The sequence below is a fragment of the Streptomyces sp. TLI_105 genome, assembly GCF_900105415.1.
Lineage (GTDB): Bacteria > Actinomycetota > Actinomycetes > Streptomycetales > Streptomycetaceae > Streptomyces.
This window is the reverse complement of sequence record NZ_FNSM01000002.1, coordinates 235,039-250,861: the sequence shown is the minus strand read 5'-3', so window position 1 is coordinate 250,861 and position 15,823 is coordinate 235,039. Positions and strand designations below refer to the sequence as shown.

General features: G+C 67.5%; 15 protein-coding genes. 6 read left to right on the top strand and 9 right to left on the bottom strand.

Features of this window, described 5'->3' with window-relative positions:
• From BLW86_RS40505 to BLW86_RS43855, 4 genes are all read right to left on the bottom strand, one after another.
• Positions 1–279, bottom strand: a complete 279-nt coding sequence (locus tag BLW86_RS40505; RefSeq protein ID WP_256341794.1) for a hypothetical protein — start codon at positions 277–279, stop codon at positions 1–3.
• A gap of 183 nt (positions 280–462) precedes the next feature.
• Complete coding sequence (locus BLW86_RS40500; RefSeq protein WP_143060372.1) at positions 463–1,005, bottom strand: SMI1/KNR4 family protein; 543 nt, start codon at positions 1,003–1,005, stop codon at positions 463–465.
• Positions 1,006–1,412: 407 nt separating this feature from the next.
• Positions 1,413–1,571 (bottom strand): hypothetical protein, encoded by a 159-nt coding sequence (locus BLW86_RS43765; RefSeq protein ID WP_256341793.1) that lies wholly within the window; start codon positions 1,569–1,571, stop codon positions 1,413–1,415.
• A 360-nt stretch (positions 1,572–1,931) separates the two neighbouring features.
• Positions 1,932–2,474: an ATP-dependent DNA ligase gene (locus BLW86_RS43855; protein ID WP_305633958.1), complete on the bottom strand. Its 543-nt coding sequence runs from the start codon at positions 2,472–2,474 to the stop codon at positions 1,932–1,934.
• A 103-nt stretch (positions 2,475–2,577) separates the two neighbouring features.
• On the opposite strand from BLW86_RS43855, the gene BLW86_RS40490 reads away from it, so the two are divergent.
• From BLW86_RS40490 to BLW86_RS40480, 3 genes are all read left to right on the top strand, one after another.
• Complete coding sequence (locus BLW86_RS40490) at positions 2,578–3,810, top strand: PP2C family protein-serine/threonine phosphatase (protein ID WP_093879342.1); 1,233 nt, start codon at positions 2,578–2,580, stop codon at positions 3,808–3,810.
• A gap of 502 nt (positions 3,811–4,312) precedes the next feature.
• Positions 4,313–4,897: a hypothetical protein gene (locus BLW86_RS40485; RefSeq protein ID WP_093879291.1), complete on the top strand. Its 585-nt coding sequence runs from the start codon at positions 4,313–4,315 to the stop codon at positions 4,895–4,897.
• Between the two features lie 55 nt (positions 4,898–4,952).
• Entirely contained in the window at positions 4,953–5,891 is a 939-nt protein-coding gene (locus BLW86_RS40480; protein ID WP_093879290.1) for an SMI1/KNR4 family protein, read from the top strand.
• Between the two features lie 75 nt (positions 5,892–5,966).
• On the opposite strand, the gene BLW86_RS40475 is transcribed toward BLW86_RS40480, so the two are convergent.
• Positions 5,967–7,961: a hypothetical protein gene (locus BLW86_RS40475; RefSeq protein ID WP_093879289.1), complete on the bottom strand. Its 1,995-nt coding sequence runs from the start codon at positions 7,959–7,961 to the stop codon at positions 5,967–5,969.
• Between the two features lie 196 nt (positions 7,962–8,157).
• Positions 8,158–8,415 carry a hypothetical protein gene (locus tag BLW86_RS40470; protein WP_093879288.1) on the bottom strand — a complete coding sequence of 86 codons (258 nt, stop codon included), beginning with the start codon at positions 8,413–8,415 and terminating at the stop codon, positions 8,158–8,160.
• Positions 8,416–8,972: 557 nt separating this feature from the next.
• Between BLW86_RS40470 and BLW86_RS43755 the strand changes: the two genes are divergently transcribed.
• Entirely contained in the window at positions 8,973–10,106 is a 1,134-nt protein-coding gene (locus tag BLW86_RS43755) for a NucA/NucB deoxyribonuclease domain-containing protein (protein ID WP_256341791.1), read from the top strand.
• A gap of 47 nt (positions 10,107–10,153) precedes the next feature.
• On the opposite strand, the gene BLW86_RS40460 is transcribed toward BLW86_RS43755, so the two are convergent.
• From BLW86_RS40460 to BLW86_RS40450, 3 genes are all read right to left on the bottom strand, one after another.
• On the bottom strand, positions 10,154–10,612 hold the full coding sequence (locus tag BLW86_RS40460) for a hypothetical protein (protein ID WP_093879287.1): 459 nt from the start codon (positions 10,610–10,612) through the stop codon (positions 10,154–10,156).
• Positions 10,613–11,009: 397 nt separating this feature from the next.
• Positions 11,010–12,269, bottom strand: a complete 1,260-nt coding sequence (locus BLW86_RS40455; protein WP_093879286.1) for a ParB/RepB/Spo0J family partition protein — start codon at positions 12,267–12,269, stop codon at positions 11,010–11,012.
• Complete coding sequence (locus BLW86_RS40450; protein WP_093879285.1) at positions 12,266–13,513, bottom strand: ParA family protein; 1,248 nt, start codon at positions 13,511–13,513, stop codon at positions 12,266–12,268. The genes BLW86_RS40455 and BLW86_RS40450 overlap by 4 nt, the downstream gene beginning before the upstream one ends.
• Before the next feature lie 420 nt (positions 13,514–13,933).
• Between BLW86_RS40450 and BLW86_RS40445 the strand changes: the two genes are divergently transcribed.
• Both BLW86_RS40445 and BLW86_RS40440 read left to right on the top strand, forming a co-directional pair.
• Positions 13,934–14,344: an SMI1/KNR4 family protein gene (locus BLW86_RS40445; RefSeq protein WP_093879284.1), complete on the top strand. Its 411-nt coding sequence runs from the start codon at positions 13,934–13,936 to the stop codon at positions 14,342–14,344.
• Between the two features lie 454 nt (positions 14,345–14,798).
• Positions 14,799–15,236 (top strand): DUF4352 domain-containing protein, encoded by a 438-nt coding sequence (locus BLW86_RS40440; RefSeq protein WP_143060371.1) that lies wholly within the window; start codon positions 14,799–14,801, stop codon positions 15,234–15,236.
• Positions 15,237–15,823: the final 587 nt, after the last annotated feature.

Genomic DNA, 15,823 nt, shown 5'->3' with positions numbered 1-15,823 from the left:
TCAGGACAGATCGTCGATGAGCCCGAAGCCCTCCGGGAACTCCTCCAGGAACTCACGGCGAGCGGGGTTGGATTCGACAGCTGCCATCGCCCCAAGCAGGGCGACCAGCTCCTGCTGCTGATCACTCGACAGTGTACTGACCACGTGGGCGACGCCCTCCATGACCCTGACCGCATCGTCCTGATCCATCTGCTCGTCTTCACTGCCCTCGATGAACCACAGGACATCGACCAAAGCCTCGGCCAAGGCACGAGCCAGGGACGAGTACGAAGACGTCACGACGGTCTCCCAGCAGGTCAACGGCAGAGTCCGGCCATCCCACCACACACCACTGACATCACGATCCGTGAGCCTCCACGGAAAGTGGACCAGAACCTGAGTACGGACAGCGAATGTTCACCACTTCGGGAGGCACCCAGGATTCGAACAGCCCGTGACCTGCGACCGGTCAGTACGGAGCGTTCAGTCCCACCAGTCGTTGCCGGTGCGCCAGCGCTGCACCCACTCCTCAAAGCCCCATGCCTGGTCTCCGGGCGCCGGGACGGCGCCGACGTCGGCGATCATCCACACCTCACCGCGGCGGGGGCCGGTGGTCAGCAGGAGCCAGAACGACTGTCCGTCCTCGGACCCGAGAACGATGGACCCCCTGTTGAATGCGGCGTCGATCCGCGGGTCCTCGGGATCGACACTCTCGTCGTCCTCCCAGGGCCACGCTGCCTCCAGGGGGAACGGTTCGCCCGGCTGCCGCGGGCCGAGGTCGGGCCACGTGTCGGGCAGCCAGCCGAGCGGCTGGAGACCGCCGTCGCCGGCGGGACCGAGGCCGGACCCGTTGCTGATCTCCGCGATGAACGTCCTGTACGGCTCCGGAAGGATCACCCCGTTCTCCTGCTCCCAGCCCGCGACGGCTTCATGTCCGAGCGGCGGCTCGCGCCATTCCGGCGGGAACGCGGAGCGCAGGAATTCGAGAGTGGCTTCGGCGGGACGCTGATCACGTATATCTGTCACGGCGGCATGCTGGCAGAAGGGGCTGACACCCCATCGAGGTTGCCTCAGCCCGGGACTGTGCTGCCCAGGTCATGAACATCGAACAGAGCCGGAAGCAGGTGCCTCCCGAAGTGGGGTTCTGGCACAACTTCCGTGAAGCCGAACCGATCCGCCGGTATCCGAGGCCGACGCCCCTGGTAAATCGGCAGATCAGCGGCTCGTCCAGAGGCGGACACGAGCCCGGCCGGCGCGGTTTCACGGAAGTTGTGCCAGAACCCGTTCTCATCGACAGAGCCACGCGTGAACCCGTTCTCATCGACAGAGCCACGCGTGCCGCCCCGGCACACCGCACGTCATCTGGCGCCGCATCGGCACCTACGACATCCTCAGCGGCCCCTGACAGCATCGGGGGCGGTGAGCAGGGCCCGTCACCCGCTGGCGGGCTCGGCGCCCGCGCCGAAGGGCGGGACGTCCGCGACCGCGACGTCCAGTCGAAGACGTGCGAAGCGCACCGGGTGCCTCCACGCTCCGCGCTCCAGCGCCGTGTCCACCGTGATCTCGGCGACCAGCTCCGGTTCGATCAGCACAACGTCGAGCGGCGTCCGCGACCCCCAGGATGTCGTGAACCGCACTCCCTTCCAGGGGTGCCGGGGCCCTGCCGGTGTCAGCCGCTCGGCCAGGTTGCGTGCAGCGTCCGGCCGTAGCGGCGTACTGCGGCCGACAGGCCGAAGCGCCCCGGCCTCATCGAGGCGGCCCAGCACGAGCGTCTGCGGCCGGCGTACGGTCCCAGTGATGGCGCCGACCATCGTCTCGGTGGAGTTCCGGCGGCGCACCTTGTAGAGCGCACGGCCCCCGGGAGATGCCGCTGGCCGCTCCCCCGGATCACCAGTCCTTCGACGCCGGGCACCTGTGTCCAGGACGTCAGCCAGTCCTGCGCCGTCGCCAGGTCAGTCGTCTCCGGACAGAACGTACACGGGGCGCTCAGCCGGTGGTCGGCGAACAGCCGCTCCGGCTGCGCGCCGCTCGCCGTACGGGACGTGCAGCAGCTCCTGGCCGTCGGTCTGGAGGACGTCGAAGGTGATGAAGTGCGCCGGCGCCTCTGCGGCGAGGCGGGCGGCGGTGCGGCCGCCGGAGACTGCGCGCCGCTGGAGCGCCTCGAACGACATCCGGCCCTCGGCCCACACGACCAGCTCGCCGTCGAGGACCAGGCCGTCGGGCAGGTCCGCGGCCGCGGCCACGAGATCCGGGAAGCGGCTCTGCAGGAGGCTGCCGCGGCGGGACTGCACAAGCAGCGGACCGGGCGCCGGCCACGGTGTGAAGACGATCGCCCGGTAGCCGTCATTCTCCAGACTTTGCTGTGTCTCATGAGACGTGGGCCCCTTCAAACGACTGGGGCTGCGAGTACGGCGGTGGGGGTGGATACGGCAGGGCCCCGCTGAGTCGCGCGACCAGACGGCGGCGCCCTGAGGTGGACGTCGGAGCCGATTCATCTTCATGTACGAACAACTTGATCAACGCGCGTGACCTCACGCATTGACGCCTGCTGTGACGGTCCCCAAGCTGGAGACGGGGCCGGTGGAAGGGACCGTGATCGTGAGCGGTGAGCAGAGTGGACTTCCCCGGCTGCTGACTGCCGCGGAGAGAGCGGCGCCGGTGGATGCCGTCGCGGTGGTCGCTGAGGACCTGCGGCAGCGGTTCGGAGCCACGCGGGTGTCCTTCCTCATCGTGGACCTCACAGGGAAGGCGGTGGCGCGCCTGACCACTGCCGTCGGTGTGGGGGGTGGTCGGGAAGCGGAGCGGATCCCCATGTTCGGCAGTGTCTACGAGCAGGTGATCCGTACCCAGCGGCTGTATCAGGAGGCTACCGGCCAGGGACAGAGGGTGATCGTGCCGGTCACCAACCGGGGCGATGCCATCGGACTGCTGGAACTGCTTCTGCCCGTCGACCCGAGCGAGGACATCCTGAATGAGGTCGGTGAAGCCGCGCACATCCTGGCCTACGTCGTGATCGCCAACGGACGTTTCACCGACCTCTACACCTGGGGCAAACGCTCCAGGCCCCCCACGCTGGCAGCCGAAATCCAGTACCAGCTCCTTCCCCCGTCACTGTCGTGCGAGGCCGCGCAGTTCACCTTGTGCGGGAGCTTGGAGCCCTCGGAAGACCTCAGCGGCGACACCTTCGACTACGCGCTGGACCGCGACACCCTGCACGTGTCGGTGACCGACCCCATGGGCCACGACATCGATTCCGCCCTGGCCGCCACCGTACTCGTGGGCGCCCTGCGCGGCGCACGCCGCGCAGGAGCCAGCCTCGCCGAGCAGGCCCACCGGGCCGATCAGGCCCTGGCCGATCACGACCGCGGCCACGCCACCGGGCAACTGCTGCGCATCAACCTCCACACCGGCCGCGCCCAGCTCGTCAATGCCGGCCACCCCTGGCCACTGCGCATGCGCGACGGGACTGCCGAAGCGATCACCTGCGAGGTGGACCATCCCTTCGGGCTTCCCGTGTCCGTGCCTCACCCCTACCGTGTCCAGGATCTCGATCTGCGCCCGGGTGACCGTTTGCTCATCGTGACCGATGGCATGCTCGAACGTCATGGAGAGTCGGTCGACCTGCTCGCCCTGCTGAAGCACACCCGGGAGCTGCACCCGCGGGAGGCGGCGCTGACACTGACGTCCGCAGTCCGGGACGCCGCCGGGGGCCGACTCGCAGACGATGCCACCGTGATGTGCCTGGACTGGCACGGCCCCCAGGAAACCCTGCGGCACGTCAGCTCTGGAGCGGACACTCAGCAGGCTTCGTCCAGCCGCACGAAGCGTTAGCTGTCCAGGACGCCGTCCTGGACAGCCCCGCGCAGCCAGTGCCTGGCTCTCACGCCTTACTCCTTTCGCGCGCAAGCCTGAGTTCTCATACTGCTGAGGGGCTGTAGACGGCTCCGGCGACCTGTCGACTGAGACATCACGAGGTGTCTGAAGAACCGTCGAGCTTGGGCTGAAATCGCAACTCACCGGGCAGCGCGCCCGGCGCGGGTACCGTGTCGCAGACCTGGGCCAGCATCGGTTCCACCGGCGGCCGAAGCACCATACATCCGGTCTACGGGCTGACCGGCGCCCCCGCGATCGGAGGCGGCCAGCGGTGTCGCGGGCGTCATCATGTGATCAGCGCGCACCACCTCGCGCGGTCACATCTCGTTGGGCAGGACATGAAGCTGACTACCGGGCCGGGCCGGGCCGGGCAGGGTCGAGGCGCTGGCGGAGGAAGCCGTCGTCGCGGCGTGCACGCTGGCCGACGCCGCCGGCCCCGTCGCGCTGGAGCGCGGGCGCGGTGGAGGGGACGGCCGCCGCCCTCGAGGTCCTCGCCGGTTCGCTCGCCCAGCTCGACCCGGAGTGCGCGGAGATCCTCTCCGTCGTGCCGGCCGCCGCGGCCGCCGTCGTCGAGCGCGCCGAACAGGCCGCAGCCGGGGCGAGCGAGTCCGTCGGCGGCAGGGCGAGGGCCGGGACGAGTGCGGCGCTGCGCCAGGCACTCGCCGCTCACGGTCTGACCCGGCACCGTGTCCACCAGCTCGGTGCCGCGCTGGTCACCGTGACGCTGGACGCACCCGAGGCGCAGGCCCTGGCCGTACTCCTCAGCCGACCCGAGGCCCTCCCCCGACAGGCGCAGCAGGGGGACGATGACGGCTGGGGTGCCGGGCCTGCGGAGACCGCGGCCGCCGCGCTCGCCGACGCTCTCCACGCCCACGGCACCGGCGCGTACGCACGCCATCCTCTTGTCCCTGACCCGTCCTTGATGGGTATTGCGTCCTTGTACAGCAGGGACCTCGGTACCAGCGTCAAGGTCTGCCCGACCGCTGGTCGTATTCGTCAGCGGGCCTTACGGGAGTCTCCGCTGTCTACTCTGCCGCGCTGGTAGGCGTCCTACTGTGTGAGGCATCGTCCTACGTCCGACTAGCAAGGAGCTTCAGGCCGTGAATGTCGAGATTCCCCAGGACATACGCGATACCGCTGCCCAGCTCGGGGGCGGCGTCTCTTACGCGTTGAAGGTGTTAGCCGGCCAGCTGGCTGATGACCCGGACATGGGCCGGCCTTCGGGTCTGCCCGGCATCCTCACCGTGACGGTCGATGGCGAGCTGTTCGAGGAATGTCCCGCCTTGATCATCGGCTACATCCGTGAGGCCGACCGGATCGAGATCCGGTACCTGAACCCGGCCCCCTCCCCCACGGTGAAAATCCAGGAACGAGACCAAGAGTCGTCCGTCGGGACTGTTGCCCCCGCTGCCGATGTGGTCACCGCCCGGGAGGTCACCGATGCCTGGCGCCGTGTTGCCGGATGGCTTGAGCACCATGCCCCTGCCTCTCATGCCGCGCTCCGGGCCGGCGCCGGCCCTGCCGACATTGCCGCTCTGGAGGAGGAACTCGGTATCCGGGTGCCTTCCGAGCTGAGCGTCCTTTGGACGCTGATCGCGGGTGACGACGGAGTCAATAGCCGGGGGTGTCTTCCTGGGAACAGGGCTTTGATGTCTCTGGAGGCCGTGGCTGCCGTCTACCGGCTGAAGACGGATGCCCAGGTCCAGCAGGACAGGCTCAACGCCAGCCGCCCTGAGGAAGAGCAGGTCACCGTGTGGAAGGCGTCGTGGATTCCGGTGGTCGCTCTGGGGCCGGCCGACAGCACTTCAGGCCTCTACCTGGATACTGCCACCGGTTACCTGGGCCGATGGTCCCGCTACAACGAAGGTCCCGGCGAGGAGCGTGAAACCCTGGTCAGTTACCTGGAGGATGCTGCCGACATGCTCGAAGCTCCGGCCTTGGCCGCGAACGACAAGCCCGGTCTAGCCGACGGGGCACTGGTGTGGCTGAGCAGCATCGATCCCGCGCAGGAAGACCGATGGCGGCCCCTGGCCGGCTGATCACGAAGCATGAGGGGGACCGGCCTGCGGGCCGGTCCCCCTCACTCGTTTCTACCTATGGGTGTTCGGTCTGCGTCAGCCGATCTTGCGCCACGTGCAGGTGGTCGCGGCTGACGTGCAGTGCTCGAAGCCCGGGAGGGTCACGAAGAACCCGTCGCCGTCCAGCATCCGCCATGCCGGAGCCGGGAACCCGTTGAACGCCTGCTGGTTCTGCGTGCTCGGGATCGCCGCACGTCCGCACCGCTCGGTGCCGCTGGGGCCGTTCGTCGCGGTTCGGGTGTCGGCGAGGATGCCGAAGTTCGCCGATCCGTCGCCCAGCTTGTCGGTGAACAACTGGGCGCACTTGCTTCCTGAGGTCACCAGGTTGACGCTCTTGGGGTAGCCCCCGGACTCGTGGGTCGAGGCCATCGCGAACTCGTCGCAGTCGACCGATCCGACCGCCGGGTCGGAGGGGTGCACGCTCCAGGTGCTGTCGCACACGCGGGTGCGGCTGTTGTCCGACGTCCATGTCCCGCCGGTGCTGTTCTTCACCGGTGTGTCCGGGCCCAGGTAGTGCATCAGGGAGTCCCACCGCTTGGAGCCGGCGTGGTCGGGCATCACCTGCTGCATGTACCAGTAGTACGCGCCCGCGGCCGGGTACAGGTTGGTGTCCACCGTCCAGGTCGTTTTGAAGAACGGCAGCACGCAGCCCGGTGCCGAGCCCTTGACGATGTCGTCGCAGCGCGGCGCGAGCTCTCGGACCTGAGTGATGCCGGAGGTCCCGAAGTCCGCGGTCGCAGAGGAGTCCAGGCTGACGTCGACGGTGGCGCGGATAGCCCATCCAAGGTCGATGGTTTGTTTGCCCGTCCCGGACCAGGTGGTCTGGACGGTGCCGTAGCGGGCGTTGAGGGGGCCGGCCTCGGAGAATCCCCAGTGGCCGGTAGCGGGGGCCCCGTAGATGTCTGTCCACCGTGTCTGTGAGGTGGTGCAGGACGAGCAGTTGTTGCTGGGCAGCCAGGTGAGGTTGACGCCCTGAAGGGCGGCGTCGATGTTGTTCGGCATGGCGACGAGCTGCTGGTCGAACTCGGCGAAGTCGGAACCGGATGCGCCCTTGTTCGGGTAGGTCTTGATCCGCTGCTGCAGGTCGAATGTGGCCAGGCCGAGGGCAGGCAGCTCAGGGTCGGTGTCCAGGAAGATCAGCGTGGCGGTGCCGAGGTTCTTCAGACACGCTTCGGTGCGGTTCATGTAGTCCTTGCCGAGCGGCTTGCTTCCGCACCACGACACCAGGTCGACAGGTTCGGCCGCCGATACCCGCGGGAGTGCTGTGGGCTGTGTGCTCTGCTTGGACGGCGGGGTGATCTCGATGCACAGCTTGCGGCCCTGAGGATCGACTGTGGAGCAGGACCGCTCGCCGGTGGCCTTGAGACCGGTGAGAGCGACAGCGCCCGGGTCGGTGCGTGTGACCTCGGTTTCCGTCTGGGCCAGCGGGTTGATCGTCGACGAGGCCTGGGGCGCTGGGAACTTGACGTAGGGGTCGATACGGAAGTCCGCCCAGGGCGACCAGTCCGTCTCATACAGGCTGCCGTCATAGGCAGAGGTGCGGAACTTGTACAGCACGCCAGGCTTCAGCTTGCCGTACGGCACCTTCACCGATGCGGTGGCGCCCGAGGCGACATAGGGAGAGACCAGGACGCCGTACTGGCCTGTTCCGTCGAGGTCGACCTGTGCCTTCGGGGTGCCGTCCGCGTTCGTCGTGTACACCTGGAACGTCAGGTTCGCGGTGTCGCCATCGGCGTCGGTCACGGTGTTCCGCAGCACCACCTGAGGGGTGATGACCCTCCACACCGTGCCCGACTTGGAAAACTTGGGGCCGGCTGACGGGGTCTGGCCTGACACCGGCCGTACGCCACCGGCGGCGATGGCCGACAGGTCCTGAGGTCCGGCTGCTGCGACTGCGGCCGGAGAAACTCCCAGGCCGGGTGTGGGAGGTGCGGGAGCCGCCGTTGCGGTGCCCATCGCTGTCCCGGCCCATAAGACCAGTGCGGCTCCGGCGGCTAGGTGCCGCCATATCGGTAAGCGGTTGATCTTCACTTCTGCGATCCCCTTTTGATGGGTGGTACGCGCCCGCCGGGCACCCCATCACGCTCCAGGTCCCTGCGACAGGAGGGAGATCACGGTTTACGTGGCAGCGGAAAAATCAGGCCAGCACGCTCGAACAGGTTGGCGAATGGCGCAACTGTCGCTACCCGAAACCCGCTCCACGATCCGCCGACACCGTGAGGCCGACTTAGGGGAGCTGCTCGGGCATCGCGGCCTGCTGGTGCACGACGACGACGACGCCGTCGTAGTACCGGGCACGCCCTGCGCGGTGCACGGTACGCAACTGGTTCATGAGGACGGTGGAGGCGATGACCGCGCGGTCGTAGCGCAGCGGGATACGCGGGATGTCCCACTCCCCCGGCTCTGCCGGCAGGGCTGGGGTGCCCGGGGTGATGAGGCCAGCCGGGGGCTGGTGGCCGGCGTCGGGGCCACCTCTGGTGAGCACCGACGATCTCGGTGAACGGCCGTCGCGGCTATCCGCTTGCCCTCGGCAGGCGTCACCGGCTCTTCAACATGCATAACCCCCGTCCCCTGGCTGCCTGGGGTGCCGACCTCTACGGCCGATAGACCAGCCAATTTTGTGATGGATCCAGACAAGAGCGCTTTCTCCACAAAGGATTCGATCATGCATTCGGTAGATCTTGGTGTCGCGCCCGGCCCCGAAGGCCGGCGCATGACCACATCTGACCGCACGCCCTTGGGGGAACCATCAACACCGCTGTACGACCTCGCCGTTTACGCACGACCCTGATATCCGCGCTGGCGACGATCGCCCTGCTGCCGCTCGCCTCAACCGCCACTGCCGCGACAGCCGCCGAATCCGCTCCTGGCCAAGCCCGCACCTACGTGGTGCCGGCAGGCTCCCCGCTCCCCTCCCTGCCCGACCTTCGCACGGGCGCCGAACGACAGCTGGCAGCAGCTGAGACGACAGCGGAAGCGACGACGCCGCTCGAGGTGGTCGGCCCCGCCGCCGCTTACGGCACGAAGACCACCATCCCCGCCGTGACTCCCCGCACGTCTCCCGCCCTGGCCTCCCAGTCTCTGGCTGCCCCGGCGGCTGTGTCGTACCCGGAGCCGGCCCGGACGATGTCGCTGGCCGAGTGCAAGGCGAACATGGGTGGCACCGCGAGGCTCTACCTCAAGTCCCGGTTCGCCGTGTGCACCGCCCTGCAGGTCACCACAGTTTGGGCCAGGTCGTCAGGGCAAGTCGGCACCAGCTCCTACACCGTGTACATCCGCGGCACGGTCCCGAAGGAGTCCGACCGCACGATGTACTTCGACTACGACCTCACCGACTTCATCTCCGTCGGCACCACCGGCGCCGCCGGGATGCGCATCGGCCTGAAGGGCGTCGTCCCCCAGAACTGGCCCGCAGCCGCGCGACCGGTCCTCAGCAACACACTGCCGGTTACCAAGACGCTGCCGCAGATGCAGGCCAGCCCCCACTACACCCACACCCTGCGCTACGCCCCCGGACAGGGCAGCGGCGCCGGTGCCGCAGACCTCATCGCCGCCGTCTACCAGCCCGAGATCGTCAACACCATGCCTCCCGGGTGGGTGGGACCGAGCCCGGTGACAGGCAAGCCGTTCATGTTCGCCCCGCGCTGGGACGCCGCCTCCTACCTGCGTAACTCCACCGGCGGCGGCAACCCCGCCAACAAGGGCGGCGCGGCATTCAGCATGATGGCCACCCTCGAGTACAGCTCCAAGGCCGGCGCTCCAGAAGAGGCTGTGGCCAAACACATCAAGCAGGCGTTCACCAACGCGACCGCCACCAAGCCGCTGAACGCGCTGAAGAACGTCCCCGGCGACAACCTGAACGAACCCTTGCACCGCCTGTTCCTGGACAAGCGGCGGCGGGACCGAAACCGGGCGGTCGCAGTGCGCGAGTGCACCCGCTACTGGGGCGCGAACTACGCCGCCGGCGACAAGGAGTGCGACGAGTTCCCCTTCGCCACCACCTATGAGGGTTCCGCGGCCTCCGAGTTCGACGTACACGTCGAGAAGAACAACTTCTCCGTCCTACCCGTTCCCGGAACCCAGAACGGCGCGGCCGGCAACCTGCTGAGCGGCTTCTACACCGCCAACCGGATCATCGACGGCCTGGAAGACGGCTTCATCGTCAAGATCAACTGACATGAGGGCTTGTGGCCGGCGCCGACGCTGCGCTGGCCACAAGCTGGTCAGGCCTTGGGCCAGAAGTCGATCACGTACTTCTCTACCCCGTAGGCGACGCCTTCGCTCTGCGTGACGCGCGCGACCTCGGCACGGCCGGTACAGCCGACGCGGACCCGCCACCAGCCCGGAACACCGAGCTGGATCAGGTGCTCCGACCGCCCCAGGGTCATGGTCCACACCGCGACATCCCCGGTGGTCGTCTCGAAGTCGACCTCGCCGATCTCATCCCACTCGACAGGCTCGGATGCCGGCTCGGCGTCCCAGATCCTGACAGTGACCGCCGCGGTGTGGGTGTGACCGGCGCTGAACAGGTCGAAGCGACGCTCGTGCTGAGCCAGGAACACCCCCCACTCGTAGCCGTCCCCGAACGGCACGGGCACCGCAGCGTCGTCCGACTCCTGGAACCCGAAACCCCTGAACGCGACCTCGACGTCCAGGAGCTGCTTCTGTAGTAACTCAGGCACGACGCCCTCTCCTCCTCGAAGGGCCTGCAAGGCCCGGTTTCGGCACTATAGACACGCACCGGAACGACCCAGAACCCCGATCCGTTCAGGACACTCACCAGCCATCAGGAGCTTTCCGTCTCACGTGAGGGTGTTGTCCACGGCCTGCAGGGTTGCGGCGATGACAGGGGGATGAGCACGACTCGTCCGATGCTGAACCAGCGTGAGGCCGCCGCCGCGTGCGGAGTCAGCCGCTCTACGATCCGCCGATGCCGTGAGTCCAACTTCCTGCCGGGTTCGGTGGAGACTCCGGGGTGAAGCTGGCTGATCCCGGTCATGGCGCTGCGGCGCCGTTCTCCTCCCCGACATGTCGGAGCCTCCGTCCTACCTTGAGGACGGAGGCTCCGACATTTCCTGCCTACTTCTCTTCAAGCAGTCCTGCAGCGACCTGCTGAAGGATCTCCGCTAGCGAGGCGCGTGCGGGTCGCTCGAGGTCGGCCCGCAGGTCTGCCACGACAGCACCTACTCCCGTGCTTCGCTTGAAGTAGCGCTGGATGAAGGCGCTGCGTTGTCCTGGGGTCAAGCCGTCGAAAGCCAGATCCATCAGGGCAGCACCGTCGTGCAGTGGAACCGTCGGAACGGGCTGGGCGCGCGAAACGGACATGTTCTGCGACGCCGCTGGCCTCTCCAGTGCCGTGATCTCTGTGACTGCTGCTCCCCCGTTGGGCGAGGGCAGTTCGGTTACAGGGTCCGAGACAGAGCTCTGTGCCGGTGAAGTGGCCGGCGATTCCGTCGCACTCCTGGGCGCGGGTACTTCGTCCGTGAGGGGCCTGCGCTCGCTGGGGCCCGGGTTATCACGGCGTGATAGCCCGGCGTCGGCTCCGTCCGAGGTGCCGTTCTCTGAGGGGTTCGGCGCTTGGGAGGCGGAGGGGTTATCACGGCGTGATAGGTCGCGCTTGGCGGCGGCCTTCTGCTCTGCGGCTTCTGCTCGGGCGTCGGCCTTCGCGCGCTGTTCCTCGGGGGGCAGCTTGGACAGGTTACGGACGTGCTCGATCGTCCTGCGGCCTTCGATGAGGTCTGCCTGGAGGGCGGGGTCCAGGTCGAGGATGGAGAGCTTGGAGGAGATGGTGGACTGGCCGATGCCGAGGCGCTTGGCGGCTTTGTTCTGAGAGCCGTAGAACTCGACGAGCTTCTTGAGTGCGTGGGCCTGCTCGATGGGATTCATGTCGTCGCGATGGACGTTGGCGACGAACGCCGCTTCGAGGAGGGCTTCGTCGGTGGCGACGAGCTTGTTGTTGACGCTGACCCGGATGGTGTCGGCGCCGGCGAGCCGGGCGGCTTCGAGTCGGCGGTGGCCGTCGACGACGATGTATCGGGCGCCTTCATCCACGTCGTCGGCTCGGTCGGGCCGTTCGGCCAGGTAGGAGTCAACGGTGGCGACGGTAATGGAGTTGACGAGGCCGATCTCGCGGATGCTGTCGGCCAGGCCCTCAAGGTCGCGGAGTTCCTCGCGCGGGTTGTCGGGGTTTTGGCTGATGAGGCTGAGCGAGAGTTCGGTCGGGTCTGGCACTCCTTCGGTGGGAGCGGCGGTGGCGGCGCCGATCGCTGCGCGTCGGGCGCTGATGGGGCGGGCCTGTGCGAAGGACGCGCCGGCGCCGAGGTTCTTGGCCTTGCTCACTTGCTGATCTCCCGGGCGAGGGCTCGGAGGGCGACGGACTGCTCGCACTGGGGTGCGTAGGCGAGGAGGGGGCGCTTGGCGCGGACGGCTTCCTTCTGCTCCTTGAGGTCCCCGATGACGCCGACGACGCGGGGATCCTTTATGTCCATCCAGGACTGGAGGGAGGAGGTGGCGATGTATCCGCGGCGGGCGTCGTAGTGGTTGACGACGAGGCCGAGGTAGTCGATGTCGAGGGAGAGGTCGCCGCGCATGTCCTCGATTTGGGAGGTGAGCAGGCCGTAGGCGTCGGCACTGCTGTCTTCGGCCTGGACGATGATGAGGACGCCGGAGTTGCCGGTTTCCTCGTTGTCGCGGCGGCGTCCGTAGTAGGAGGCGGCGTCCATGCTGAGGCCGAGGCTCGGGGGGCAGTCGATGAGGACGACGTCGTAGCTGGCTTCGACGGCACGCAGGGCCCGTTCGAGGGCGGCTTCGCGTGCGCGGACGGAGGCGAGGCGGACGTCGAGGAGGAAGGCATCGGTGCAGGCCGGCAGGAGGTGCAGTCTGTCGCCGAAGCGGTCTTCGTCCACGGCGACGATGAGGTCGGCCAGGTCGCCCTTGCCTTCGCCGGCCATGTGGTTGGTGAGGGAGTCCCCGTTGATGGGGAGCGGTTCGTGGCCGAGCTGTTTGGTGAGGTGGCCCTGGGGGTCGAAGTCGACGAGGAGGACTCGCTGCCCGAGGCCGGGAAGGTCTTCCAGGGCGAGTGGGTCGTCGGGGCGGTCGTCGTCGTCGAGGAGTGCGGCGAAGTGCTTGGAGACCCGGACCGGGACGAGCTGGGCAGGGTTTTCCGCGAGTGCTTCGCCGAGGCCGGCGGTTACGGCTGTCTTGCCGACTCCGCCCTTCTGGTTGCAGACGACGATGCGTCGGACCGTCGCTGGGCGCTTGACCTCAGGCACAGGGTTGTTGTCGAGCCAGAGGGTGACGGCCTGGGCGATGCCCTGGGTGAGGGAGACGCCGCGGTCCTTGCAGTCGTCGCGGAAGCCGTCCCACAGTCCGGCGGGGAGGAAGGTGGCGTAGGTCTCCGCTCCGGCGGTGTCGACCGGGGCAAGGTTCGAACCCAGGCCGCGCCAGGCGGTGATGCCGGCTTCGACTGCGTTCTGCATGTCGAGGCCATGGAGAGCGGCACGGACCTTCAGGTCCTGCCGAAGGGTGGTTGTGAGCTTGGTGACGACCTTCTCCCGGTCGCCGCCCGTGTCAGGTGACGTCATGAGCGTCACTCTACTAACGACTTAGATCAACTTCAGCCATCAACACGTTAGCAAGGTTACGAATCCTTGCCGGGTTATCACGCCGTGATAGGTCCTCAGCCTTCCTGACCGACCTGCCGACCTATCACGGCGTGATACCCCCACAGCCGCCCCGCACGATCCATCGACCTATCACGCCGTGATAACTCGCTGACAAGGCCAACCGTCACGTCGTAGCTCGCCGGACCTAGAACACCAAAGGCCGGCGCCCGCGCACGTTGACGCGGACACCGGCCCTGAAGGTGACGATGAAGGTCAGTAGCGGAAGGCAATGCGGCAGCCCAACCCGCGCCCCCGATGCGGTTACGTGCGGATCCTGGTCCCAAAATGATCACCAGGGCTCGCGGTCGCGGGTTCGAGGCAGCGGCCGTGAGGAGAATCGTGGAAGACGTCATCCAGTACATCCTGGAGACCAACGGTCCGGACGAGACTCCGCCGGAGCTCCCCGACGAGCAGCTCCTCGCGCGGATCGAAAAAGAACACGGCATCCAGCTGCCCGCCGGACTCCGAGAATTCCTGCTCTGTGTCGGCGACGTCGAGCGCGGCCGCCTGGAACCCGTCACCGTCACGGACGAGGACAGGCACACGTACCTGCCGGAGCTCATGGAGATCGCCTGGGACCAGGGCGTCCCGCGCGACCTGATCGTCCTGTGCGAGGACGAAGGCGACTTCTACCTCGTCGGACCCGACGGCGCCGTCGTCCTCTGGAGGTGCATCGGAGAGGGCGGCCTCACGGAGGACCGCTGGGAGTCAGTATGGGACTGGGCGCGCGACGAGTGGCTCCGCCTCTGACCCATAGTCCGTGCCACGAGTTCCCCACCGCACGAAAAGCTTCCTGCTGCTCTGCCGATGACACCAGCGGTGTCGTCCGGGGAACCCAGAGCGGTTTGGCGGGTCGGGCACCGAAGCCGCAAAGGCCAGTCCCTAACAGTTCCGCAGAAGGTCCGTGCCCCGTTGTACCTGAGGGCACGGGCCTTCATCGTTCGCCCGGCGGGGGAGTGCGGTTGGAGTCGAGGAGGGCGAATCTGGAGTATCCAGACAGAGGGCGGTGAGGGGCGATGGTGGAAGCCTTCGTGAGGCGCACAGCGCTCGGGTGTATGGCGGCTTTCGTTGTATCGACGGCTGTGGCGGCGAGCAGAACGGTGACCGGTGGCGGCAAGAACAACAGACCGCGCACCCGTCGGCAAAGTCCACGACGGCATCTCCCACCGCCCCCACTCTCACCCCGGGGAAGACCGTGCCCGTGGTGACCAGTACCAGTGACCTGCTCGACATCCCGGGCGGCTCCGCCGACGTCACCTTGGTCAGCGTGAAGACGGCCAGGACAGTCTCAGACCCTGATACGGACTCCACCGCCACCGCCGAGCCGGGCAAGCAGTTCGTCTGCCTGGAGTTCAAGATCAAGAACACCGGCAGCACCAAACTCGACACCTATCCGTTCTCGCAGGCCGACTGGATTGGGGCGGACGGGGAAGTACAGAGCGCCGGCAGCCCTCTCACGATCGAGTGCGAAGACCTCGGACAGCAGGGCGACCTCTTCACCAACCTGCCGAACCCCGGCCCCGGTCAGTTCGTCCGGGGGACCACCCTTCTGCTCGTACCCAACACGCAGTCGGGCCGGATTGAGTTCTCTGATCGGGAAGGCGTGCCTCTCCTGTACGTGGAAACCCACCCACTGCAATGACCTGCAGTCGCCCCTCTCCTTGTCTCGCCTCATGATTCCTTGAACCCGAAACGCAGAAAGGCTGGCGTCCGCGCGGATGCCAGCCTTGGACGTGGTGGCGAAGGAGGAGAGATCAGGGGTCCCTGACTGCGGGCACACTGCGGTCGGGATCGGGGACGGTGGTTGAGGTAGCTGGCGCGGCGGGGTGTCGCAGGGCAGTGACCGGGACAGTGCCGGGCGCGTCGGGCCGGACCCAGGCGATGTGCCAGGCGCCGTCTGGGTGGCAGTGGACCGTGGCGTGGGCGTGCAAGGCTCGGGGGATGCGGGGGATCGCGTAGGGAATGAGGGCGGTCTTCTGTACGGGCAGGCTCTCCTGGGTGGGCGGTCACGGCGATCGGGCGCTGGGTTGAGCGGTGATCGGCGCCGCACGGGTGGGGGAGAGCGGAGTGGGGCGCCTGGACGGCATGACCCTTTCTGGTCGTCATGAGGTGATCACGTCGGCATCCGACCTCGTGGAAAACCCTTTTGGTGCGCGGCCTCATTGATCGCATGGGGCGCGAGCGTGGAGCTGACCGTACGCGCAGTACCAGCGGCTCGGCCGACGGCTT

What these genes read in the sequence shown, in the direction of transcription:
- BLW86_RS43855 (WP_305633958.1), bottom strand. Translation starts at nt 2,474, where the DNA reads ATGAATCGGCTCCGACGTCCACCTCAGGGCGCCGCCGTCTGGTCGCGC.
- BLW86_RS40450 (WP_093879285.1), bottom strand. Translation starts at nt 13,513, where the DNA reads ATGACGTCACCTGACACGGGCGGCGACCGGGAGAAGGTCGTCACCAAG.